Origin of the sequence: Streptomyces sp. NPDC002088 (assembly GCF_040296605.1) — a bacterium.
Lineage (GTDB): Bacteria > Actinomycetota > Actinomycetes > Streptomycetales > Streptomycetaceae > Streptomyces.
The window spans coordinates 167,844-187,540 of record NZ_JBEOXO010000007.1; the positions used below are offsets into that span (position 1 = coordinate 167,844).

Sequence of the window (19,697 nt, forward strand, 5' to 3'; positions counted from 1 at the left end):
CCTGCTGCACCACTTGGAGGGCGTACCGTGCACCGCCGGCACAACGGGCTCAGGACCGCAGTCCTCCTCGGAGGACTGTCCGCACTCATCATCCTGATCGGCAGCTTCTTCGGCCGTACGGGCCTGATCGTCGCGCTCTTCGTCGCCCTCGGCACCAACGCGTACGCGTACTGGAACAGCGACAAACTGGCGCTACGCGCGATGCGTGCCCGCCCGGTGAGCGAGTTCGAGGCCCCGGCGCTCTACCGCATGGTCCGCGAGCTCTCCACCCAGGCCCGCCAGCCCATGCCACGCCTGTACATCTCCCCGACGGAGGCCCCGAACGCCTTCGCGACCGGCCGCAACCCGCGCAACGCCGCCGTGTGCTGCACCGAAGGCATCCTGCGCATCCTGGACGAGCGTGAGCTGCGCGGCGTCATCGGCCACGAGCTCAGCCACGTCTACAACCGCGACATCCTGATCTCGTCGGTCGCCGGCGCCCTCGCCTCGGTGATCATGTTCCTGGTCAACTTCGCCTGGCTCATCCCGATCGGCCGTTCGAACGACGACGACGGTCCCGGCCTCCTGGGCATGCTGCTGATCATGATCCTGGGCCCGCTCGCGGCCACCCTCATCCAGCTCGCCATCAGCCGCTCCAGAGAGTACGAGGCCGACGCGTCCGGCGCCCAGCTCACCGGCGACCCGATAGCGCTCGCCAGTGCCCTGCGCAAGCTCGACGCCGGCGTCAAGCAGCTTCCGCTGCCCCCGGAGCCGCGGATCGAGACCGCGAGCCACATGATGATCGCGAACCCCTTCCGGCCGGGCCAGGGGTTCTCGAAGATGTTCTCCACCCACCCGCCGATGGCGGAGCGCATCGCCCGTCTCGAGAAGATGGCGGGCCGGCGCCTGTAGGGCCTGTCCGGCCGATCATGCCGCAGACGCGGTCCTGGGAGGCAGGCCGCAGGCCGAGGCCCGGTCAGCGCCCGCCGAACCGCTGGTCCGTCGGCACCACTTCACGCCCCAGCGGCATGAGGGAGATCGGGATCAGCTTCAGGTTGGCCCACCCGAACGGGATGCCGATGACGGACAGGAACAGCGGGATGCTGGTGAGGAGATGCCCCAGGGCCAGCCACCAGCCGGCGAAGATCACCCAGATCACATTGCCGATGAACGACGGCGCACCGGCGTCCCGCCGCTCCACCGTGGTCCGTCCGAACGGCCACAGCACGAACCCTGCGATGCGCAGCGACGCGATGCCGAACGGAATCGTGACGATCAGGATGAAGCAGATCAGAGCGGCGATCACGTACGCGATGGCCATCCAGATGCCGCAGAAGACCAGCCACACGATGTTCAGCAGCAGATTGAACAGCTTCATGATCGGTACCCCTCAGGTGGCTCCGCCGACACTGCCTGTCGTTGCCAAGTATCAGTGGGCCAGAGGCTCAACTGCGAGCCGCAGCGGCCTTGTGGCCTGATCGGGAACGTTCCGAGACGAACGTCCCCGGACGCCGCTCACGGTCGCGGTCACAGCCATGGTCACCGCCACCGCCGTACGCCGTACGAGATGACCCCCACCGCCAGCACACTCGCCCCCACCGCCACGGAGACCCACGGCAGCGCGAACGCCAGCACCACGCACCCGACCAGCCCCACTACCGGCACCACCCGCGCCGCCGGAGCCGTACGGAGCGTCCAGGCCGAGGCGTTGGCCACCGCGTAGTACGTCAGCACGCCGAAGGAAGAGAAGCCGATCGCGCCCCGCACGTCCACCGTGGCGGCGAGAACCGCGACCACCGCACCCACGGCCAGTTCCGCCCTGTGCGGCACCTGGAAGCGCGGATGCACGGCGGCCAACGCGCCTGGCAGATGCCGGTCCCGGGCCATGGCCAGCGTGGTCCGCGAGACGCCCAGGATCAGGGCGAGCAGCGACCCCAGAGCGGCGGCTGCCGCCCCGATCCGCACCACCGGCACCAGCCCCGGCACCCCGGCCGCCCGCACCGCGTCGGCCAGCGGCGCGCCCGCGCGCGCGAGCCCCTCCGCCCCCAGCACGGAAAGAACAGCCACCGCCACGCACGCGTACACCGCCAGCGTGATGCCCAGAGCCAGCGGGATCGCGCGCGGAATGGTGCGCGCCGGATCCCGTACCTCCTCGCCGAGGGTCGCGATGCGCGCGTACCCGGCGAACGCGAAGAACAGCAGTCCGGCGGCCTGGAGTACCCCGCCCACGCCCCCGGAGGAACCGGCGTGCAGCCGCCCGGCACCGGACGCCCCGGACCCCAGACACACGATCACCACGGCGGCGAGAACAGCCAGCACCACCGCCACGATCGCCCGCGTCAGCCACGCCGACTTCTGGATGCCGCCGTAGTTCACCGCGGTCAGCGCCACCACGGCCGCGACCGCCACCGCATGCGCCTGCCCCGGCCAGACGTACGTCCCCACCGTCAGCGCCATCGCCGCGCAGGAGGCCGTCTTCCCGACCACGAACGACCAGCCCGCTAGGTACCCCCAGAACTCCCCGAGCCGCTCGCGCCCGTACACGTACGTGCCGCCCGAGGCGGGATGGAGGGCGGCGAGCCGCGCCGACGAGGTGGCGTTGCAGTAGGCGACCACCGCGGCCACGGCGAGCCCGACCAGCAGCCCGGACCCGGCGGCGTGCGCCGCGGGCCCCAGGGCGGCGAAGACGCCCGCCCCGATCATCGAGCCGAGCCCGACGACCACGGCGTCACCCACGCCCAGGGTTCGCCGCAGTTCGGAGCCGGACTGTGTCATGCGCCGCACCCTACGGGCCCCTGCAACCGCCGGATGGCGCGATGACGTCCTCTTCATCAACACGGCACGAACAGGCGCGCGCCGACAGCCGCGACAGCACCGGTCGCGGCCCGACAGGAACGACGACGCACAGCCCGTCCGGACGAAAGTCACAGTGCCGGGACAGTGCAGGCACAGCCGGGAAGGGCAGGTTCACGGCATGAGCATCATCAGCTGGATCATCCTGGGGCTGTTGGCCGGAGCCATCGCCAAGTTCCTGCTGCCGGGCCGTGACCCGGGCGGCTTCATCGGTACGACCCTCATCGGCATCGTGGGCGCGTTCCTCGGTGGCTGGATCTCGGCCCGCTGGCTGGACCACCCGATCGCCAAGGACTTCTACGACGGCGCCACCTGGGCGGCGGCGATCGGCGGCTCGCTCGTGCTCCTGATCGTCTACCGCCTCCTGTTCGGCGACTCACGCGACTGAACGCACGCTCCCGGACCGCCGGGGGCAGTCAGCAGCCGAGAAGGGTGGGCACCGACGGGTGCCCACCCTTCGTCGTACGCGCGATGCGTCAGGACTACCGGTAGTTCACGAACTGCAGTGCGAAGTCGAAGTCCTTGCCCTTGAGCAGCGCCTGCACGGCCTGCAGGTCGTCACGGCTCTTGGAGCTGACGCGCAGTTCGTCGCCCTGCACCTGGGCCTTCACGCCCTTCGGGCCCTCATCGCGGATGATCTTCGCGACCTTCTTGGCGTTCTCCTGGGAGATGCCCTCCTGGATATCCGCGAAGATCTTGTACTCCTTGCCCGAGAGCTGCGGCTCACCGGCGTCCAGTGCCTTCAGCGAGATCCCGCGCTTGATCAGCTTGGACTGGAAGACGTCGAGGACGGCGTTCACCCGGTCCTCGGAGTTCGCCTCCATCAGGATCTTCTCGCCGGACCACGAGATCGAGGCACCCACGCCCTTGAAGTCGTAACGCTGCGAGATCTCCTTGGCGGCCTGGTTGAGGGCGTTGTCGACCTCCTGCCGCTCGACCTTCGAGACGATGTCGAAACTGGAGTCGGCCATGTCCTGTGGCTCCTTGTATCGGTGGGCGTATCAAGTCCGTACCGGCTGCGTACCGGCGTACACGGGGCTGCCGCCGAGCCCGCCGAGGGCCGGGCCGCATCCGCACAAGCCTAGCCACCCCACTCCCCATGGGAGGCGATCAATCAGGTGGCGAAGCACCCCTCCCCATCGGGTATTGTTTACGTCGTTGCCAGGGAGCGCCGCGGGAAAGCGGTTCGACCAGCAGCAAACCCGGCGGTGTGCCCGAGCGGCCAAAGGGAGCAGACTGTAAATCTGCCGGCTCAGCCTTCCCAGGTTCGAATCCTGGCGCCGCCACGCTGAGTGAGACCCCTTCCGAACTGCGGAGACGTAGTTCGGAAGGGGTCTCTTCGTGTTGCGTGCACGACGACGGGGTCGCCCTTCCCGTACTTCTCCTACTCCTTCTCCTCGGGCTCCGGGCCCGCCGCCTGCTTCACTTCCGCCTCGACGTCGTTGCGCGGCCTGCCCTCGTCCTTGGCGTACTCGGTCACGGAGGCCTGTACGTCCCGCGCCAGGTCCCGCCAAGCCCGCCAAGCGGTCTCGTACGTGTCGGTCTGCTGCTGCGTCCAGGGCGAGGCCGTAGGGGCGCCATAGGTGTCCCGCAGTTGCAGGACCCGCACGTGCGCCTCGTTCGCCGCGCGCTGTTTCTCCACGAGTTCCTCGAAGGTGTCTGCCACGTGCACGGAGCCTAAGGAGGTGACCGGACTTCCGCTCGTCGGCGACCGCGACCCGCCCGAGCTCCGCCGGTACGGCCTATCGGCAGATCATCGGTGCCGCCAGGTGAGGTGCGGGGCACACTGATCCCATGTCCTCCCGCCGCAGAAGCTGCCCCGAGTGCCGTCGCGAGATCGCCGTGGTCGCGGGCCGGTTCGCCCGGCACGATCCGCCCGGCGCGCGGGAGAACGGCGCGCTCACCTCGTGCCCCGGCTCCCGCCGGGCCGCCCAACTCGGAGCGGCCCAGCCCACGTTGGACGGGTACGCCCTACCGGAGTTCCCAGGCCAGATGCACCTGTTCTAGACGGCGGCCGGCCCGTACGGCCGTTCGGGTCAGCCGGCCGCCCCCGGCGTGCTCAGTTTCCCGCCACCGACTTCACCGCGACCGTCACCGGCGTCGACCCGCTGATCAGCTCCAGGACCAGACCGGTCGTCGCCGGAGTGTCCACCAATTCCGCCAGTACGGCGGCCACGTCGTCGCGCGGGACGGAACCGCGGCCCGTCTGCGCCTCCAGGCGGACAAGGCCGGTGCCGGGGTCGTCCGTCAGCGCACCGGGGCGCAGGATCGTCCAGTCCAGGGCGTCCAGGTTCTGGACGTACGCGTCGGCCGCGCCCTTGGCGCGCTGATACACGTCGAAGACGTCGTCGCCCTGGTGCGCCGGATCCGCGCCCATCGAGGACACGACCACGAAGCGTCGTACGCCCGCCCGGACCGCCGCGTCCGCGAACAGCACCGCCGCACCCTTGTCCACCGTGTCCTTGCGGGCCGCGCCGCTGCCCGGGCCGGCACCCGCCGCGAACACCGCCGCGCCCGCGCCCTGCAGATGGGCCGCGACCTCCTCGACCGAGGCCGACTCCAGGTCCAGCAGGACCGGTTCGGCGCCGGCCTCCCGCAGATCGTCGCCCTGTTCGGCCTTACGGATGATCCCCGCGACCTCTTCCCCACGCGCGGAGAGCAGCCGCTCCAGCCGCAGCGCGATCTGACCATGACCACCAGCGATGACAATGCGCATGTTTCCGACCGTACGCCCGGACGGCGGCGTCCGCCGCACGACTCCAGCCAGCCACATGCGATGACCGGCACGCGCCCAGGCACAGGCTGGTGGTGTGCAGGCGTAGGCGGGGCTACCCAGGCGCCAGGCCGGGGGTGTACAGGCGACTGCACGGCCTCCAGCGTGTGCGCGAGGGCGCACACCCCGGGTCACGCGCCCGAGCGGACACCTCCGCGCGCGCTCTTCGTTCATGGCGGCTACCCGCGCCCCTGCCGCGGCAGCCCCAGGTCCACCGTCGCCGCCGAGTTGCAGTACTCGCGCACCGCGCTCGTCCGTGCCACCACGCGCCCCCGGTGCACCACGATCCGGCTGTACGCCAGGGACAGCGCCCCCGCCAGCCGGTCGCCGCGCACGGCCAGGAGGTCGGCCGGGAAACCTGCCTCCACGCGGACCTCGGGCAGGCCCAGGGCCGCTCGTGCCGACGCGCTCACGGTGTCGTACGCGTCCTCGGGGCGCAGCCCGTGAACGGAGGCCAGGAGGTACGCCGCTTCCAGGGGGTCGCCGCGCCCCACGGGGTTCGAGACGTCCCGCAGTGCGCCGCTCCCGGCGGCGACGCGCACGCCGGCCGCGCGCAGCAGCCGTACCGGAGCCGTGCCGCGCCGGTCGACGCCGCCGCAGCCGCCCTGCGGCACGCACGCCACCGTCACCCCGGCGGCCGCCAGTTGGTCGGCGACGCGCGAGACCGCCTCGACGGGAAGCCGGCCGAGGCCGCCGCAGGGGCCGAGCGTCACGCCGGGGCGCAGCCCGCCGGCCATCGCCGCGAGCCGGGCGAGGCGGGCCGGGTCGGCGGCGTCCGTGTGCAGGTCGACCGGGCAGCCGTGTTCGGAGGCCACCTCCAGCACGGCCTCGACGTAGCCGGTCGGATCCGGGTCCAGGTCCGGACAACCGCCCACCGCGGAGGCGCCCATTTTCATCGCGTCCCGCAGTACGGTCAGCCCGTCGGCCCCGGCAACACCGGTCAGCAGCCGCGGCATCGCCACCGTCGTCAGTTCGGCGAGCCCGCGCAGCGAACGTCGTGCCTGGAGGACGGCGGCCAGTGCGCCCAGCCCCGGGACGTCGCCCACGCGCACGTGCGCCCGCAGTGCGGTGGCCCCGTGGCCGAGTTGCAGCAGTGCGGCCTCCGTCGCCCGGCGTTGGACGTCCTGGGGGTCGTACGAGACCGGTCCGTCGTCGTCGGCCGACAGCGCGGTGTCGGCGTGGGCGTGCGGTTCGGCCGGGGCCGGCAGGAGCAGGTAGCCGCTGAGGTCCACGCGGGCGACGCACCCGCGGGCCGCCTCCGCCGCCAGGCTCCCGGCGGTGCCGACCGCCTCGATACGCCCGCCGCCCAGCCGTACGTCCACGGTCCGGCCGTCCGCGAGCCGCGCCCCGCACAGCAGCAAGGGGGCCACATCGGTCTGTCCCGAGGATGACGACGACGAGGACGACGAGTGGGGCTGCTGCGGCTGGCTGTCGGGCATCGCGCTCCAAGGACTCGGGGCTCGGGGCTGGCTCGGGGCTGCGCACGGCGAGGCGCAAGATCACGCAGAGTGAGTCGAGCGTAGGGCGGCCGCCCGCTCACGTCGGGGAGGGGCGGAATAGTCGTACCGGTGTGGTCCTGGTGTGGTCCTGGTGTGATCCTTCCGACAAGAACACGGCGAAAGCCGGGCGGGAGCGGACGGGAGCAGGCCGGAGCGGGGTGGGAGTGGCCGGCGAGGCCCTTGGGAGAGCCGCCGAACGCACCCCGAGCGCACCCCGACCCCGCCGCGGAACAGGGCGCCGACCAGGCCCGGTCGGGCGGCGCGAAACGGATTTGGGTGAACGGCGGCGGACCGTGTAATGTCTTCATCGCTCGCCCCAATAGCTCAGTCGGCAGAGCGTCTCCATGGTAAGGAGAAGGTCTACGGTTCGATTCCGTATTGGGGCTCTGGTGTGAGAGGTTCCCGCCGCAAGGCGGGGCCCGATCGCATCAAAGCGGTGTAGCTCAGTCGGTAGAGCAAGCGGCTCATAATCGCTGTGTCACCGGTTCAAGTCCGGTCACCGCTACTGACAGTAGCCGATTGTGGGGTCGGTCCTTCGATCGGCTACTCTTCTATGCGTTAATCGTCCCATCCGTTCGTCAAGGAGCACTCCTGTGGCTGCCACCGACGTCCGCCCGAAGATCACGCTGGCCTGCGTGGAGTGCAAGGAGCGGAACTACATCACCAAGAAGAACCGGCGTAACAACCCGGACCGACTGGAGATGAAGAAGCACTGCCCGCGTTGCAACGCGCACACCGCGCACCGCGAAACGCGATAAATCAGGCTCGTACACGAGGCCGCCCCCACAATCAGGGGGGCGGCCTCGTGTCGTTTCGGCAGACCGCTGCCCGCTCACTGCCGACCACTGCAGACACCAGCGACACCACCAGGAGGTGCCGGGCCATGGCGCTCGACCAGTCCTTCGTGGGGCGGACCTATCCGCCCACCGAGCCCTACGAGGTAGGGCGGGAGAAGATCCGTGAGTTCGCGGAGGCGGTGGGGGACACCAACCCGGCGTACACGGACCCGGAGGCCGCCAAGGAGCTCGGCCACCCCGACGTGATCGCCCCGCCGACCTTCGTCTTCGCGATCAGCTTCAAGGCCGCGGGGCAGGTCGTGGAGGACCCGCAGCTCGGGCTGGACTACAGCCGCGTGGTGCACGGCGACCAGAAGTTCGTCTACACCCGCCCGGTGCGCGCCGGTGACCGGCTCACCGTCACCTCGACCATCGAGGCGATCAAGTCCATGGCCGGCAACGACATCCTGGACATCCGTGGCGAGGTCCACGACGAGGCGGGCGAGCACGTGGTGACCGCCTGGACCAAGCTGGTGGCCCGCGCGGCCGAGGAGGCGTGAGGAATCGATGACGGCGAAGATCGCTTACGACGACGTCGAGCTCGGCACCGAGCTGCCCGCGCAGACCTTCCCGGTGACCCGCGCCACCCTTGTCCGGTACGCGGGAGCCTCCGGGGACTTCAACCCGATCCACTGGAACGAGAAGTTCGCCAAGGAGGTCGGTCTCCCGGACGTCATCGCGCACGGCATGTTCACCATGGCCGAGGCGATCCGGGTGGTCACCGACTGGACCGGCGACCCGGGCGCGGTCGTCGAGTACGGCGTCCGCTTCACCAAGCCCGTCGTCGTCCCGAACGACGACGAGGGCGCCACCGTCGAGGTCAGCGCCAAGGTCGCGGCCAAGCTCGACGACAACACCGTGCGCGTGGATCTGACGGCCATGTGCGCCGGGCAGAAGGTGCTGGGCATGTCTCGGGCGGTCGTGCGACTGGCCTGAGAGCGGCACACCTCCGGTAAGGGGCGCACTCAAGAGCGAGGCGCCCCTTACACGTAAGTCCCGGTCGCCTTGGGACCGTGCCTTACTCGGCGATCTTCAGGTGGAAGCACACCCGGTCCTGTCCGGGCCCGTCGTAGTCGCTGCGCACGGGGACTCCGCCCACCTCCCGGTCTCCCTCCTCGACCGCGAACCCCATGGCCCGGTGAAACGCGATGGAACCGGCGTTCCTGGGTGAGGTGATCGCCCGGATCTCCGTACGGCCCGCCATGGCTGCCCGCCGGAAGAACTCCGCGTAGAGCCTGCGCGCCATGCCCTGTCCGCGCAGCCGAGGGTCCACCCCCACGAAGTGGATGTAGGCCTCGTCGTCGTTGTCGGCGGCGTGGAAGCCGACGAGGAACGCCCTGATGCCCGCGTCGTCCTTCAGGATCAGGCTGGTCCCGGAGAAGAACTGCAGGAACAGCCTGGGCAGCAGGAGTGACAGCTCCCGGGCCTGTTCGGGGGTTCGGAACTGCTGCCCCTTGACCGTGTACGAGTGCGCTTTCGCGAGCATGAGCGAGCGTCGGCTTTTGCAGCCGGGCGTGCGGAGGGGTTTTCGGCCGGTGGGAACGGGAGTGTGTCCGTCGAATGCGTGACCTTTACGGGCGGGGCTCGTTGGGCGGGGTGACGGGATGGTGCGGCGCTGGGTGGGGGTGACGGGATGGGCGGGTGTGGCGGTCCGGGCCCGGTTGCGGGTGTCCGAGGCGGATGCGGTGGTGCTGGCCGAGGTGGGAATGTTCCTCGGCTCGCTGGCCGCGGGTGATCTCGCGGTGCGTTCCCGGCAGGGACTGGAGCACGATGCCGCCGCGTGGGCGGTACGGAAGCGGGAGTTAACCGGAGTCTCCTCGGCCAGGTGGGCGGGCAGTATCACCAAGGCCACGCACGATCAGTGGGCGTTGGCCCGGCGGGGGCAGGCGGCGGAGTTGGCGTGGCTGCGGGGGCAGATCACGCGCATCGAGGCGCGGCTGGCGCGTCCGCTGGGGGCGAAGGCGGACAAGTGGGCGGGGCTGGCGCGGGGGTACGGGTCGCGGTGGGAGTGGCATGCCAAGTCCCGCCGCCTGCACGCGCTCCAGTCCCGGCTGGCGGGCGTGGAGGCGGACCGGGCGGCCGACCGGGTGCGCGTGGTGCGCGGCGGGAAGAAGCTCGCCCGTCTGCGCCACCACCTGGATGCGGCCGGACTGGACGAGCAGGGCTGGCGGGAGCGGTGGCGGGCGGCGCGGGCGTTCCTGGCCGCGGACGGGGAGTCCGGCAAACGCTTCGGTAACGAGACGATCCGTATCACCGACACCGGACAGCTCTCGATCAGACTCCCCGCCGCCCTGGCCCATCTGGCCAACGCCCCGCACGGCCGGTATGTGCTGGGCGCGACCGTGCAGGTCGCGCACCGGGGTGGGGAGTGGCTGGACCGGATCACCGCGAACCACCAGCGCTGGACGCACGCGACGATGGTGCCGTGGTCGGAGACATGGGCCTGGCGCAGTTCGGGCACGGGCACTCCTCTCGGGTCGGTCCTTCGTACTTCTCCAGCGCCCCCTTGACGTAGTTAGTGATTGAGTACTAACTTACTTGCATGGTCAGGATGAGCGCAGAAGAGAGGCGTGAGAGCGTCATTCGTGCGGCGACGGCCGAGTTCGCGACGGGCGGCTACTACGGCACGTCCACCGAGGCCATCGCCAAGCGTGTCGGTGTCTCGCAGCCGTATCTCTTCCGGCTCTTCCCGGGCAAGAAGGCGATCTTCCTTGCGACGGTCGAGCACTGTATGGCGGATGTGATCCGCACGTTCGAGGAGGCCGCGAAGGGGCTGGAGGGCGAGGAGGCCCGGCACTCCATGGCGAACGCCTACGCCAAGCTCATCGCGGAGCGGCCCGAGCAGCTGCTCATGCAGATGCAGATGTACGTCACGGTGGCCGCCGCGGAGCAGGCAGGTGATCGTGAGCTCGGTGAGTCCGTACGGGCCGGCTGGATGCGCCTGTGGGACACGGTGCACCTGCCGCTCGGCGCGGAGGTCGACGACACGACGACCTTCATGGCGTACGGCATGCTCATCAACTGCCTGGTGGCCATGGGGTTTCCACCCGAGCATCGGGTGTGGGAAGGGCTTTATCCGTCGGCTCGGCTCAAGGGTCGCCTGGAGAAGTAAGGGTGGAGGGGGAGGTCGGGTCCGTGGGCTTTCTCATGTGCACGAAAGTTAGTCAGCAATAACTAACCTCGGTATCAGGCACGCAAGCACGCTCTGGGGGAGCGATGTCACAGCAGACAGCACACAGCGCACGTCGCGGGGGAACCGTGTGGGCCCTCGTCATCACCAGCGTCGCCGGATTCATGGCGGCCCTCGACAACCTCGTCGTCACCACCGCCCTGCCGTCCATCCGCAAGGACCTCGGGGGCGCGCTGGACGACCTCGAATGGACCGTGAGCGCCTACACGCTCACCTTCGCCGTCCTGCTCATGTTCGGCGCGGCGCTCGGCGACCGCTTCGGACGGCGCCGGATGTTCCTGGCCGGGCTCACCGTCTTCACCGGCGCGTCCGCCGCCGCGGCCATGGCGCCCGGCATCGACTCCCTCATCGCCGCCCGCGCGGTCCAGGGCGTCGGCGCGGCGATCATGATGCCGCTGACGCTGACCCTGCTGACGGCGGCCGTGCCCGCCGCCAAGCGTGGGATGGCGTACGGGATCTGGGGCGCCGTCAACGGACTCGCCGTCGCCTCCGGGCCCCTCATCGGCGGCAGCCTCACCGAGCACATCTCCTGGCACTGGATCTTCTGGCTGAACGTCCCGCTGGGCCTGGCCCTGCTGCCGCTCGCCCGTCTGCGCCTCGCCGAGTCCTACGGCACCGGTGCCCCGCTCGACCTCCCCGGCACCCTGCTCGCCAGCGGCGGCCTCTTCGGGATCGTCTACGGCCTGGTCCGCGGGCCCGCCGACGGCTGGACCAGCTCCCTCGTCCTGACCGGTCTGATCGCGGGCGGTGTGCTGCTGGCCGCGTTCGTCGTGCACGGCGTCCGCGCCGCGAACCCCATGCTTCCGATGCGGCTGTTCCGCTCCCGCGCCTTCGCCGGGATCAACGCCGCGAGCATGCTGATGTTCCTCGGGATGTTCGGCTCGATCTTCCTGCTCAGCCAGTACATGCAGGGCGTGCTCGGCTACTCGCCCACCGAGGCGGGCCTGAGGATGCTCCCGTGGACCGGTATGCCGATGCTCGTCGCGCCGATCGCCGGCATCCTCTCCGACCGCATCGGCGGCCGCCCGGTCGTCGCCACCGGCCTCTTCTTCCAGGCCGCCGGCCTCGGCTACATGGCCTCCGTGGTCACGGCCGACGCCTCCTACGCCATCCAGCTGCCCGGCCTGATCATCAGCGGCATCGGCATGGCCCTGTACTTCGCCCCGGCCGCCAACCTGGTGATGTCCAGCGTCCGTGCGCAGGAGCAGGGCATCGCCTCCGGCGCCAACAACGCCCTGCGCGAGGTGGGCGGCGCGCTCGGTGTCGCCATCATGGCCTCGATCTTCTCGGCCCAGGGTGGCTACGAGTCCGCCCAGGCCTTCGTCGACGGCCTGCGCCCCGCCCTGGTCACCGGCTCCGCGGTGGTGGCCCTCGCCGGCATCGCCGCGCTGCTGATCCCGGCCGGGCGGCGCGCCGTTCGGGCGGCGGTGACGGATGCGGCCTCGGGTGGGGACACGGGTGCGGGTGCGGTGGGGGAGCGTCCCGCCGAGGCTCTGGAGCCCGCCGCTCAGTGAGACAGACGCGACAGAGACGGCCCCGTCCATGGTGACGGGGCCGTACGCGCGCGTGCGGGGTGGAGCTGCACGCGCGCGTACGGGGTGGAGTGGGCGGGCGGAGGCGGCCGCCGTCGCTGGGGGCGGCGGAGGCCGGCCGCGGGTGCCGGGAGGGATACGTACGCACCGTTGGTGGGTGGGTCGGGCTGTCGGTGCCGTCTCGTACTCTTGGGCGCGTGCAGGAACTCCACGACGCCCCCCTGGCCCCGCTGACCACCTTCCGGCTGGGCGGTCCCGCGACCCGGCTGGTCACCGCGACGACTGACGCCGAGGTGATCGCGGCCGTCCGCGAGGCCGACGCCACCGGGACGCCGCTGCTGGTGATCGGCGGCGGATCCAACCTGGTCATCGGCGACAAGGGCTTTGCCGGAACCGCCCTGCGCATCGCGACCACCGGCTTCGAGCTCGTCGGCACACGGCTGGAGCTGGCCGCGGGCGAGGTGTGGACCGACGCCGTCGCCCGCACCGTGGAGGCCGGGCTCGCCGGTGTCGAGTGCCTCGCCGGCATCCCCGGGTCGGCGGGCGCGACACCGATCCAGAACGTGGGGGCGTACGGGCAGGAGGTCTCCTCGACGATCACCGAGGTGATCGCCTACGACCGCCGGGCCGGCGAGACGGTCACCCTCACGAACACCGAGTGCGCCTTCTCGTACCGGCACAGCCGCTTCAAGGCCGACCCCGAGCGGTACGTCGTCCTGCGCGTCCGCTTCGAGCTGGAGGACGCGGACGGGCTGTCGGCGCCTCTCAAGTACGCCGAGACCGCCCGGGCGCTGGGGGTGGAACCGGGTGACCGCGTCCCGCTCGCCCGGGCCCGCGAGACCGTGCTGAAGCTGCGCGCGGGCAAGGGCATGGTCCTGGACCCCGAGGACCACGACACCTGGTCGGCCGGATCCTTCTTCACCAACCCGATCCTCACCGACGCCGACTTCGCCGCCTTCCACGCGCGCGTGACGGAGCGCCTGGGCGACGGCGTGCAGCCGCCCGCCTACCCGGCGGGGGAGGGACACACCAAGACCTCCGCGGCCTGGCTGATCGACAAGGCCGGCTTCACCAAGGGCTATGGCGCCGGTCCCGCCCGCATCTCAACCAAGCACACCCTCGCCCTCACCAACCGCGGCACGGCCACCGCGGAGGACCTGCTCGCGCTGGCCCGTGAGGTCATCGCAGGTGTCCGTGAGGCGTTCGGGGTCACGCTGGTCAACGAGCCGGTGATGGTGGGGGTCGGCCTGTAGCCGGCCGCACGCCTCACCCGCCCGCCAACTCGCGGCGGCGGACGCCGTGTGAACGGGGACGGTCCGACGCAAGCTCCAGTGGGCCACGCCCACCCCTTGCCTCACCGCCGTCCCCGCGTCCCCGGTCATCGCCGGCATCGCGTCGGCCACGTCTGAGCGCGAGATGGAACGGCCCCCGGGCGGGAAGCCGCCGACCACCGTTAGGCGGTCAGCCAGTCGTCCACCCCCGCCAGCAGCTTCGCCTTCACGTCTGCCGGTGCCGCAGAGCCCCGTACGGACTGCCGGGCCAGCTCCGCCAGTTCGGCGTCCGTGAAGCCGTGGTGGTGGCGGGCGATGTCGTACTGGGCCGCCAGCCGGGAGCCGAACAGCAGCGGGTCGTCGGCGCCCAGGGCCAAGGGGACGCCCGCCTCGAACAGGGTCCGCAGCGGCACGTCCTCCGGCTTGTCGTAGACGCCGAGTGCCACGTTCGAGGCCGGGCACACCTCGCAGGTCACGCCCCGGTCGGCGAGCCGCTTCAGCAGCCGCGGGTCCTCCGCCGCCCGCACCCCGTGCCCGATCCGCGAGGCGTCCAGGTCGTCCAGGCAGTCGCGCACCGAGGCCGGTCCCGTCAGCTCGCCACCGTGCGGCGCCGCGAGCAGCCCACCGTCACGGGCGATGGCGAACGCACGGTCGAAGTCCCGCGCCATGCCCCGGCGTTCGTCGTTCGACAGCCCGAAACCGACGATCCCCCGGTCGGCGTACCGCACGGCGAGGCGGGCCAGCGTACGGGCGTCCAGGGGATGCTTCATCCGGTTCGCGGCCACCAGGACCCGCATGCCGAGCCCGGTCTCCCGCGACGCCGTCTCCACCGCGTCCAGGATGATCTCCAGCGCCGGAATCAGCCCGCCCAGGCGAGGGGCGTACGACGTCGGGTCCACCTGGATCTCCAGCCAGCCCGAACCGTCCCGCACATCCTCCTCCGCCGCCTCCCGCACCAGCCGCTGTATGTCCTCCGGCTTCCTGAGGCACGAGCGCGCCGCGTCGTACAGGCGCTGGAAGCGGAACCAGCCCCGCTCGTCCGTCGCCCGCAGCTTCGGCGGCTCCCCGCTGGTCAGCGCCTCGGTCAGCGCGTCGGGCAGCCGCACCCCGTACTTGTCGGCCAGTTCCAGCACGGTGCTGGGCCGCATCGACCCGGTGAAGTGCAGGTGCAGATGGGCCTTCGGCAGCTCAGAGACATCACGTACACGCTCCATCCAAGGATCCTGCCGTACGTCCCCGTCGTCCCGGTAGCTCTTTCCCCGATCGTGGTCTTGCTCGCACAAACAAACGGGGCACCCGGGAACGACGTCTCGGGTGCCCCATGTACGGAGGACCTCAGTCCTGCGCCTCCGCCAGCAGCTTCTGGATCCGGCTCACGCCCTCGACGAGGTCCTCGTCACCCAGCGCGTAGGACAGCCGCAGGTAGCCCGGCGTACCGAAGGCTTCGCCCGGAACCACCGCGACCTCGGCCTCCTCCAGGATCAGCGCGGCCAGCTCGACCGTGTCCTGCGGGCGCTTGCCGCGGATCTCCTTGCCCAGCAGATCCTTCACCGACGGGTACGCGTAGAACGCGCCCTCGGGCTCCGGGCAGAGCACGCCGTCGATCTCGTTCAGCATCCGCACGATCGTCTTGCGGCGCCGGTCGAAGGCCTCGCGCATCTTCGCGACGGCCGACAGGTCGCCGGAGACGGCGGCCAGGGCGGCCACCTGGGCCACGTTGGAGACGTTCGACGTGGCGTGCGACTGGAGGTTCGTCGCGGCCTTGACGACGTCCTTCGGGCCGATGACCCAGCCCACGCGCCAGCCCGTCATGGCGTACGTCTTGGCGACACCGTTGACCACGATGCACTTGTCGGCCAGCTCGGGCACGACCACCGGCAGGGAGTGGAACTCCGCGTCGCCGTAGACGAGGTGCTCGTAGATCTCGTCGGTCAGGACCCACAGGCCCTTCTCCGCGGCCCAGCGGCCGATCTCCTCGATCTGCTCGCGGGTGTAGACCGCGCCGGTCGGGTTGGAGGGGGAGACGAAGAGCAGCACCTTGGTGTTCTCGGTGCGGGCCGCCTCCAGCTGCTCCACCGAGACCCGGTAACCGGTCGTCTCGTCCGCGACGACCTCGACCGGCACACCGCCGGCCAGCCGGATCGACTCCGGGTACGTCGTCCAGTACGGCGCCGGGACGATGACCTCGTCGCCCGGGTCGAGGATCGCGGCGAACGCCTCGTAGATGGCCTGCTTGCCGCCGTTGGTCACCAGGATCTGGGACGCGTCGACCTCGTAGCCGGAGTCGCGCAGCGTCTTCGCGGCGATGGCGGCCTTCAGCTCGGGCAGGCCGCCGGCCGGCGTGTAGCGGTGGTACTTCGGGTTCTTGCAGGCCTCGACGGCCGCATCGACGATGTAGTCCGGGGTCGGGAAGTCGGGCTCGCCGGCGCCGAATCCGATCACCGGACGCCCGGCGGCCTTCAGGGCCTTGGCCTTGGCGTCCACGGCGAGGGTGGCGGACTCGGAGATCGCGCCGATGCGGGCCGAGACCCGGCGCTCGGTGGGAGGGGTTGCAGCGCTCATGGACCCATCGTTTCAGACCGGAAACGCCCCCGGCACACGGGTTTCACAGACTGAACAGCACCGGGTCCCCCAGTGAACAACAGTCCGGATTCCGGCGGTGGCCTGGGTGATCTTCCGTCAGTCCTCGGGTGATCTTCCGCCCCGAGTGCCCTCACGGGCACTTTCTGTTCGACGACCGGCCCCGAAGCACGTACACTCTCACCTCGTTGGCCCTCAGCGGCCCGCCCTCACCAGGTGTACACCGAGCACCCGGTTGGATGCGGTACGTTGGGGACACACAAAGGGTCGTAGCTCAATTGGTAGAGCACTGGTCTCCAAAACCAGCGGTTGGGGGTTCAAGTCCCTCCGGCCCTGCTACACACACCTTCGCCAGTGATGTGTGCGCATGTACGTACAGTAATGCACCGCCGTGCGGCTCAACCGGGCGCGGCACGGCCACGACCCGGAATCAGGTGAGGACGAATGGCGGACGCCGTGGGCTCCATCGACATGCCTGATGCCCAGGACGAGGCGCCGGAGTCCAAGAAGAAGGCCCGCAAGGGCGGCAAGCGCGCCAAGAAGGGCCCGCTGAAGCGACTCGCGCTCTTCTACCGGCAGGTCGTAGCGGAACTTCGTAAGGTCGTCTGGCCTACGCGCAACCAGCTGACGACGTACACGACCGTAGTGATCGTCTTCGTCGTCATCATGATCGGCCTGGTGACCGTGATTGACTATGGGCTCAGCCACGCAGCCAAGTACGTCTTCGGCTGAGCCGGCAAGCGAAGGGCGCCGCGGTTACCGGCGTCCCTTTCGCGCGTTCCACCCCTATGTATCCAGGAAGAAGCAGCCACCGTGTCTGACGCCAACCTGAACGACGACGCCATCGAGCCGGACGAGTCCGTGGATGACGAGCTCGACATCGTCGAGGGCGCCGACGAGCAGGACGAGTTCGAGGTTGCTGAAGCCGAGGCGGGTGAGCCGGCCGAGGAGGCCGCGCTGAACGTCGTGGACGAGGACGAGATCGCCGAGGACGAGTCCGTCGAGGACGAGGTCGCCGAAGAGGAGTCCGTCGAGGACGAGGTCGCCGAAGAGGAGACCGTCGAGGACGAGGTCGCCGAAGAGGAGACCGAGCCCGTCGACCCCGTCGAGGCCCTCCGCGAGGAGCTGCGCTCCCTGCCCGGCGAGTGGTACGTGATCCACACCTACGCCGGTTACGAGAACCGCGTGAAGACCAACCTCGAGCAGCGTGCCGTCTCGCTGAACGTCGAGGACTACATCTTCCAGGCCGAGGTGCCGCAGGAAGAGGTCGTCCAGATCAAGAACGGCGACCGCAAGACCATCCGCCAGAACAAGCTCCCCGGCTACGTGCTGGTGCGCATGGACCTGACGAACGAGTCCTGGGGCGTCGTCCGCAACACCCCCGGCGTCACCGGCTTCGTGGGCAACGCCTACGACCCGTACCCGCTGACCCTGGACGAGATCGTCAAGATGCTCGCCCCGGAGGCCGAGGAGAAGGCCGCCCGTGAGGCCGCCGAGGCCGAGGGCAAGCCGGTTCCGCAGCGCAAGGTCGAGGTCCAGGTGCTGGACTTCGAGGTCGGCGACTCGGTCACCGTCACCGACGGCCCGTTCGCCACGCTCCAGGCGACCATCAACGAGATCAACCCCGACTCGAAGAAGGTCAAGGGCCTGGTGGAGATCTTCGGCCGCGAGACGCCGGTCGAGCTCTCCTTCGACCAGATCCAGAAGAACTGATCCGGAAACTGATCCAGTCCTTCCGGACCACACGCCTCCGAACAGGTCAGACGGGCTCTCGCAGCCGGTCTGACCTGCTCGGTTTTTGGCCGCGCATGGATACCCGTTATCGTTGTGCGGTATGCCTCCATCCGGATGATCCGGACGGAAGCTGAAAACTCTCACTAGGACCCGGAGAGAGCACATGCCTCCCAAGAAGAAGAAGGTCACGGGGCTTATCAAGCTCCAGATCAACGCCGGTGCGGCGAACCCGGCCCCGCCGGTCGGCCCCGCGCTCGGTCAGCACGGCGTCAACATCATGGAGTTCTGCAAGGCCTACAACGCCGCGACCGAGTCGCAGCGTGGCTGGGTGATCCCGGTGGAGATCACGGTCTACGAAGACCGTTCCTTCACCTTCGTCACCAAGACTCCGCCGGCCGCGAAGATGATCCTCAAGGCCGCGGGTGTCGAGAAGGGCTCCGGCGAGCCGCACAAGACCAAGGTCGCCAAGATCACCGAGGCGCAGGTCCGCGAGATCGCCACCACCAAGATGCCCGACCTCAACGCCAACGACCTGGACGCCGCGTCGAAGATCATCGCCGGCACCGCCCGTTCCATGGGCATCACGGTCGAGGGCTGAACCCCAGCCCCGTAGCACCTTCGTAGAACCGTGGCAGGGCCTGCTCGGCCCGTACCACGACTCCTCAAGACACACACAGGAGCAGTAGTGAGCAAGCGCAGCAAGTCTCTCCGCGCTGCGGACGCCAAGATCGACCGGGAGAAGCTCTACGCCCCGCTCGAGGCCGTCCGTCTCGCCAAGGAGACCTCCACGACCAAGTTCGACGGCACCGTCGAGGTCGCCTTCCGCCTGGGTGTCGACCCGCGCAAGGCCGACCAGATGGTCCGTGGCACCGTGAACCTGCCGCACGGCACCGGCAAGACCGCCCGGGTCCTGGTCTTCGCGACCGGTGACCGTGCTGCGGCCGCGGAGGCCGCTGGCGCCGACATCGTCGGCTCCGACGAACTGATCGACGAGGTCGCGAAGGGCCGTCTGGACTTCGACGCCGTCGTCGCCACCCCGGACCTCATGGGCAAGGTCGGCCGCCTCGGCCGCGTGCTCGGTCCCCGTGGTCTCATGCCGAACCCCAAGACCGGCACCGTCACCCCGGACGTCGTCAAGGCTGTCAACGACATCAAGGGCGGCAAGATCGAGTTCCGCGTCGACAAGCACTCGAACCTGCACTTCATCATCGGCAAGGCGTCCTTCGACGACGAGAAGCTGGTGGAGAACTACGGCGCCGCGCTGGAGGAGATCCTCCGTCTGAAGCCGTCGGCCGCCAAGGGTCGCTACATCAAGAAGGCCGCGATCAGCACCACGATCGGCCCCGGCATTCCGATCGACCCGAACCGCACCCGCAACCTCCTCGTCGAGGAGGACCCGGCCGCGGTCTGAGCCTGACGCTCACCCCAGTCGGTCACGGGCCCCGCACCT

Annotated in this window: 22 protein-coding genes, 4 tRNA genes and 1 pseudogene; 18 read left to right on the forward strand and 9 right to left on the reverse strand. The window is 70.0% G+C overall.

Going from position 1 to position 19,697, the window contains the following annotated elements; genetic code table 11:
• Positions 1-27: 27 nt before the first annotated feature.
• On the forward strand, positions 28-891 hold the full coding sequence (htpX, locus tag ABT114_RS17250; protein WP_351143307.1) for a zinc metalloprotease HtpX: 864 nt from the start codon (positions 28-30) through the stop codon (positions 889-891).
• A gap of 64 nt (positions 892-955) precedes the next feature.
• Here the strand turns inward: htpX and ABT114_RS17255 are convergent, their stop codons facing one another.
• Positions 956-1,357: a YccF domain-containing protein gene (locus tag ABT114_RS17255; RefSeq protein WP_351143309.1), complete on the reverse strand. Its 402-nt coding sequence runs from the start codon at positions 1,355-1,357 to the stop codon at positions 956-958.
• A gap of 161 nt (positions 1,358-1,518) precedes the next feature.
• A complete protein-coding gene (locus ABT114_RS17260) occupies positions 1,519-2,754 on the reverse strand; it encodes an APC family permease (RefSeq protein WP_351143311.1) in 1,236 nt (411 codons plus the stop codon).
• A 199-nt stretch (positions 2,755-2,953) separates the two neighbouring features.
• Between ABT114_RS17260 and ABT114_RS17265 the strand changes: the two genes are divergently transcribed.
• On the forward strand, positions 2,954-3,220 hold the full coding sequence (locus tag ABT114_RS17265; protein ID WP_351143313.1) for a GlsB/YeaQ/YmgE family stress response membrane protein: 267 nt from the start codon (positions 2,954-2,956) through the stop codon (positions 3,218-3,220).
• Positions 3,221-3,314: 94 nt separating this feature from the next.
• On the opposite strand, the gene ABT114_RS17270 is transcribed toward ABT114_RS17265, so the two are convergent.
• Entirely contained in the window at positions 3,315-3,803 is a 489-nt protein-coding gene (locus ABT114_RS17270) for a YajQ family cyclic di-GMP-binding protein (protein ID WP_351143315.1), read from the reverse strand.
• Between the two features lie 233 nt (positions 3,804-4,036).
• Between ABT114_RS17270 and ABT114_RS17275 the strand changes: the two genes are divergently transcribed.
• A tRNA-Tyr gene (locus ABT114_RS17275) sits at positions 4,037-4,118 on the forward strand.
• 98 nt (positions 4,119-4,216) lie between these two features.
• Here ABT114_RS17275 and ABT114_RS17280 read toward each other — a convergent pair.
• Positions 4,217-4,498: a hypothetical protein gene (locus ABT114_RS17280; RefSeq protein WP_351143317.1), complete on the reverse strand. Its 282-nt coding sequence runs from the start codon at positions 4,496-4,498 to the stop codon at positions 4,217-4,219.
• 128 nt (positions 4,499-4,626) lie between these two features.
• Between ABT114_RS17280 and ABT114_RS17285 the strand changes: the two genes are divergently transcribed.
• Positions 4,627-4,839, forward strand: coding sequence for a hypothetical protein (locus ABT114_RS17285; RefSeq protein WP_351143319.1), 213 nt, complete (start codon positions 4,627-4,629; stop codon positions 4,837-4,839).
• Positions 4,840-4,891: 52 nt separating this feature from the next.
• Here the strand turns inward: ABT114_RS17285 and ABT114_RS17290 are convergent, their stop codons facing one another.
• Both ABT114_RS17290 and ABT114_RS17295 read right to left on the reverse strand, forming a co-directional pair.
• Complete coding sequence (locus tag ABT114_RS17290) at positions 4,892-5,548, reverse strand: SDR family oxidoreductase (protein ID WP_351143321.1); 657 nt, start codon at positions 5,546-5,548, stop codon at positions 4,892-4,894.
• A gap of 236 nt (positions 5,549-5,784) precedes the next feature.
• On the reverse strand, positions 5,785-7,044 hold the full coding sequence (locus tag ABT114_RS17295) for an amidohydrolase family protein (RefSeq protein WP_351143323.1): 1,260 nt from the start codon (positions 7,042-7,044) through the stop codon (positions 5,785-5,787).
• A 373-nt stretch (positions 7,045-7,417) separates the two neighbouring features.
• Between ABT114_RS17295 and ABT114_RS17300 the strand changes: the two genes are divergently transcribed.
• From ABT114_RS17300 to ABT114_RS17320, 5 genes are all read left to right on the forward strand, one after another.
• Positions 7,418-7,490: transfer RNA gene (locus ABT114_RS17300), tRNA-Thr, on the forward strand.
• Positions 7,491-7,536: 46 nt separating this feature from the next.
• Positions 7,537-7,609, forward strand: a tRNA-Met gene (locus tag ABT114_RS17305).
• A gap of 88 nt (positions 7,610-7,697) precedes the next feature.
• Positions 7,698-7,862 (forward strand): 50S ribosomal protein L33, encoded by a 165-nt coding sequence (gene rpmG / locus ABT114_RS17310; protein WP_003948671.1) that lies wholly within the window; start codon positions 7,698-7,700, stop codon positions 7,860-7,862.
• A 125-nt stretch (positions 7,863-7,987) separates the two neighbouring features.
• On the forward strand, positions 7,988-8,440 hold the full coding sequence (locus tag ABT114_RS17315) for an FAS1-like dehydratase domain-containing protein (protein ID WP_351143325.1): 453 nt from the start codon (positions 7,988-7,990) through the stop codon (positions 8,438-8,440).
• Between the two features lie 7 nt (positions 8,441-8,447).
• Entirely contained in the window at positions 8,448-8,876 is a 429-nt protein-coding gene (locus ABT114_RS17320; protein ID WP_351143327.1) for a MaoC family dehydratase, read from the forward strand.
• 82 nt (positions 8,877-8,958) lie between these two features.
• Here ABT114_RS17320 and ABT114_RS17325 read toward each other — a convergent pair whose 3' ends face one another.
• Entirely contained in the window at positions 8,959-9,426 is a 468-nt protein-coding gene (locus tag ABT114_RS17325; RefSeq protein WP_351143329.1) for a GNAT family N-acetyltransferase, read from the reverse strand.
• 118 nt (positions 9,427-9,544) lie between these two features.
• Here ABT114_RS17325 and ABT114_RS17330 point away from each other — a divergent pair.
• The 4 genes and pseudogenes from ABT114_RS17330 to ABT114_RS17345 form a co-directional block, all read left to right on the forward strand.
• Positions 9,545-10,333: pseudogene (locus ABT114_RS17330) on the forward strand (IS200/IS605 family accessory protein TnpB-related protein); the annotation flags it as partial.
• A gap of 149 nt (positions 10,334-10,482) precedes the next feature.
• A complete protein-coding gene (locus ABT114_RS17335; protein ID WP_351143331.1) occupies positions 10,483-11,052 on the forward strand; it encodes a TetR/AcrR family transcriptional regulator in 570 nt (189 codons plus the stop codon).
• Between the two features lie 104 nt (positions 11,053-11,156).
• The gene (locus ABT114_RS17340) at positions 11,157-12,644 is read left to right on the forward strand and encodes a DHA2 family efflux MFS transporter permease subunit (RefSeq protein WP_351143333.1); all 1,488 of its coding nucleotides are present in this window, start codon (positions 11,157-11,159) and stop codon (positions 12,642-12,644) included.
• Positions 12,645-12,859: 215 nt separating this feature from the next.
• Positions 12,860-13,915: a UDP-N-acetylmuramate dehydrogenase gene (locus ABT114_RS17345; protein WP_351143335.1), complete on the forward strand. Its 1,056-nt coding sequence runs from the start codon at positions 12,860-12,862 to the stop codon at positions 13,913-13,915.
• Between the two features lie 200 nt (positions 13,916-14,115).
• Here the strand turns inward: ABT114_RS17345 and ABT114_RS17355 are convergent, their stop codons facing one another.
• A complete protein-coding gene (locus ABT114_RS17355) occupies positions 14,116-15,147 on the reverse strand; it encodes an adenosine deaminase (RefSeq protein WP_351143337.1) in 1,032 nt (343 codons plus the stop codon).
• 121 nt (positions 15,148-15,268) lie between these two features.
• Complete coding sequence (locus ABT114_RS17360) at positions 15,269-16,495, reverse strand: pyridoxal phosphate-dependent aminotransferase (protein WP_351143339.1); 1,227 nt, start codon at positions 16,493-16,495, stop codon at positions 15,269-15,271.
• 281 nt (positions 16,496-16,776) lie between these two features.
• Between ABT114_RS17360 and ABT114_RS17365 the strand changes: the two genes are divergently transcribed.
• The 5 genes from ABT114_RS17365 to rplA all read left to right on the forward strand — a co-directional run bounded on the left by ABT114_RS17365 (position 16,777) and on the right by rplA (position 19,658).
• A tRNA-Trp gene (locus tag ABT114_RS17365) sits at positions 16,777-16,849 on the forward strand.
• Positions 16,850-16,957: 108 nt separating this feature from the next.
• A complete protein-coding gene (gene secE / locus ABT114_RS17370) occupies positions 16,958-17,245 on the forward strand; it encodes a preprotein translocase subunit SecE (protein ID WP_351143341.1) in 288 nt (95 codons plus the stop codon).
• Positions 17,246-17,326: 81 nt separating this feature from the next.
• Complete coding sequence (gene nusG, locus ABT114_RS17375; RefSeq protein ID WP_351143343.1) at positions 17,327-18,226, forward strand: transcription termination/antitermination protein NusG; 900 nt, start codon at positions 17,327-17,329, stop codon at positions 18,224-18,226.
• Between the two features lie 184 nt (positions 18,227-18,410).
• The gene (gene rplK / locus ABT114_RS17380) at positions 18,411-18,845 is read left to right on the forward strand and encodes a 50S ribosomal protein L11 (RefSeq protein WP_018543896.1); all 435 of its coding nucleotides are present in this window, start codon (positions 18,411-18,413) and stop codon (positions 18,843-18,845) included.
• 87 nt (positions 18,846-18,932) lie between these two features.
• Positions 18,933-19,658 carry a 50S ribosomal protein L1 gene (gene rplA / locus ABT114_RS17385; protein ID WP_351143345.1) on the forward strand — a complete coding sequence of 242 codons (726 nt, stop codon included), beginning with the start codon at positions 18,933-18,935 and terminating at the stop codon, positions 19,656-19,658.
• Positions 19,659-19,697: the final 39 nt, after the last annotated feature.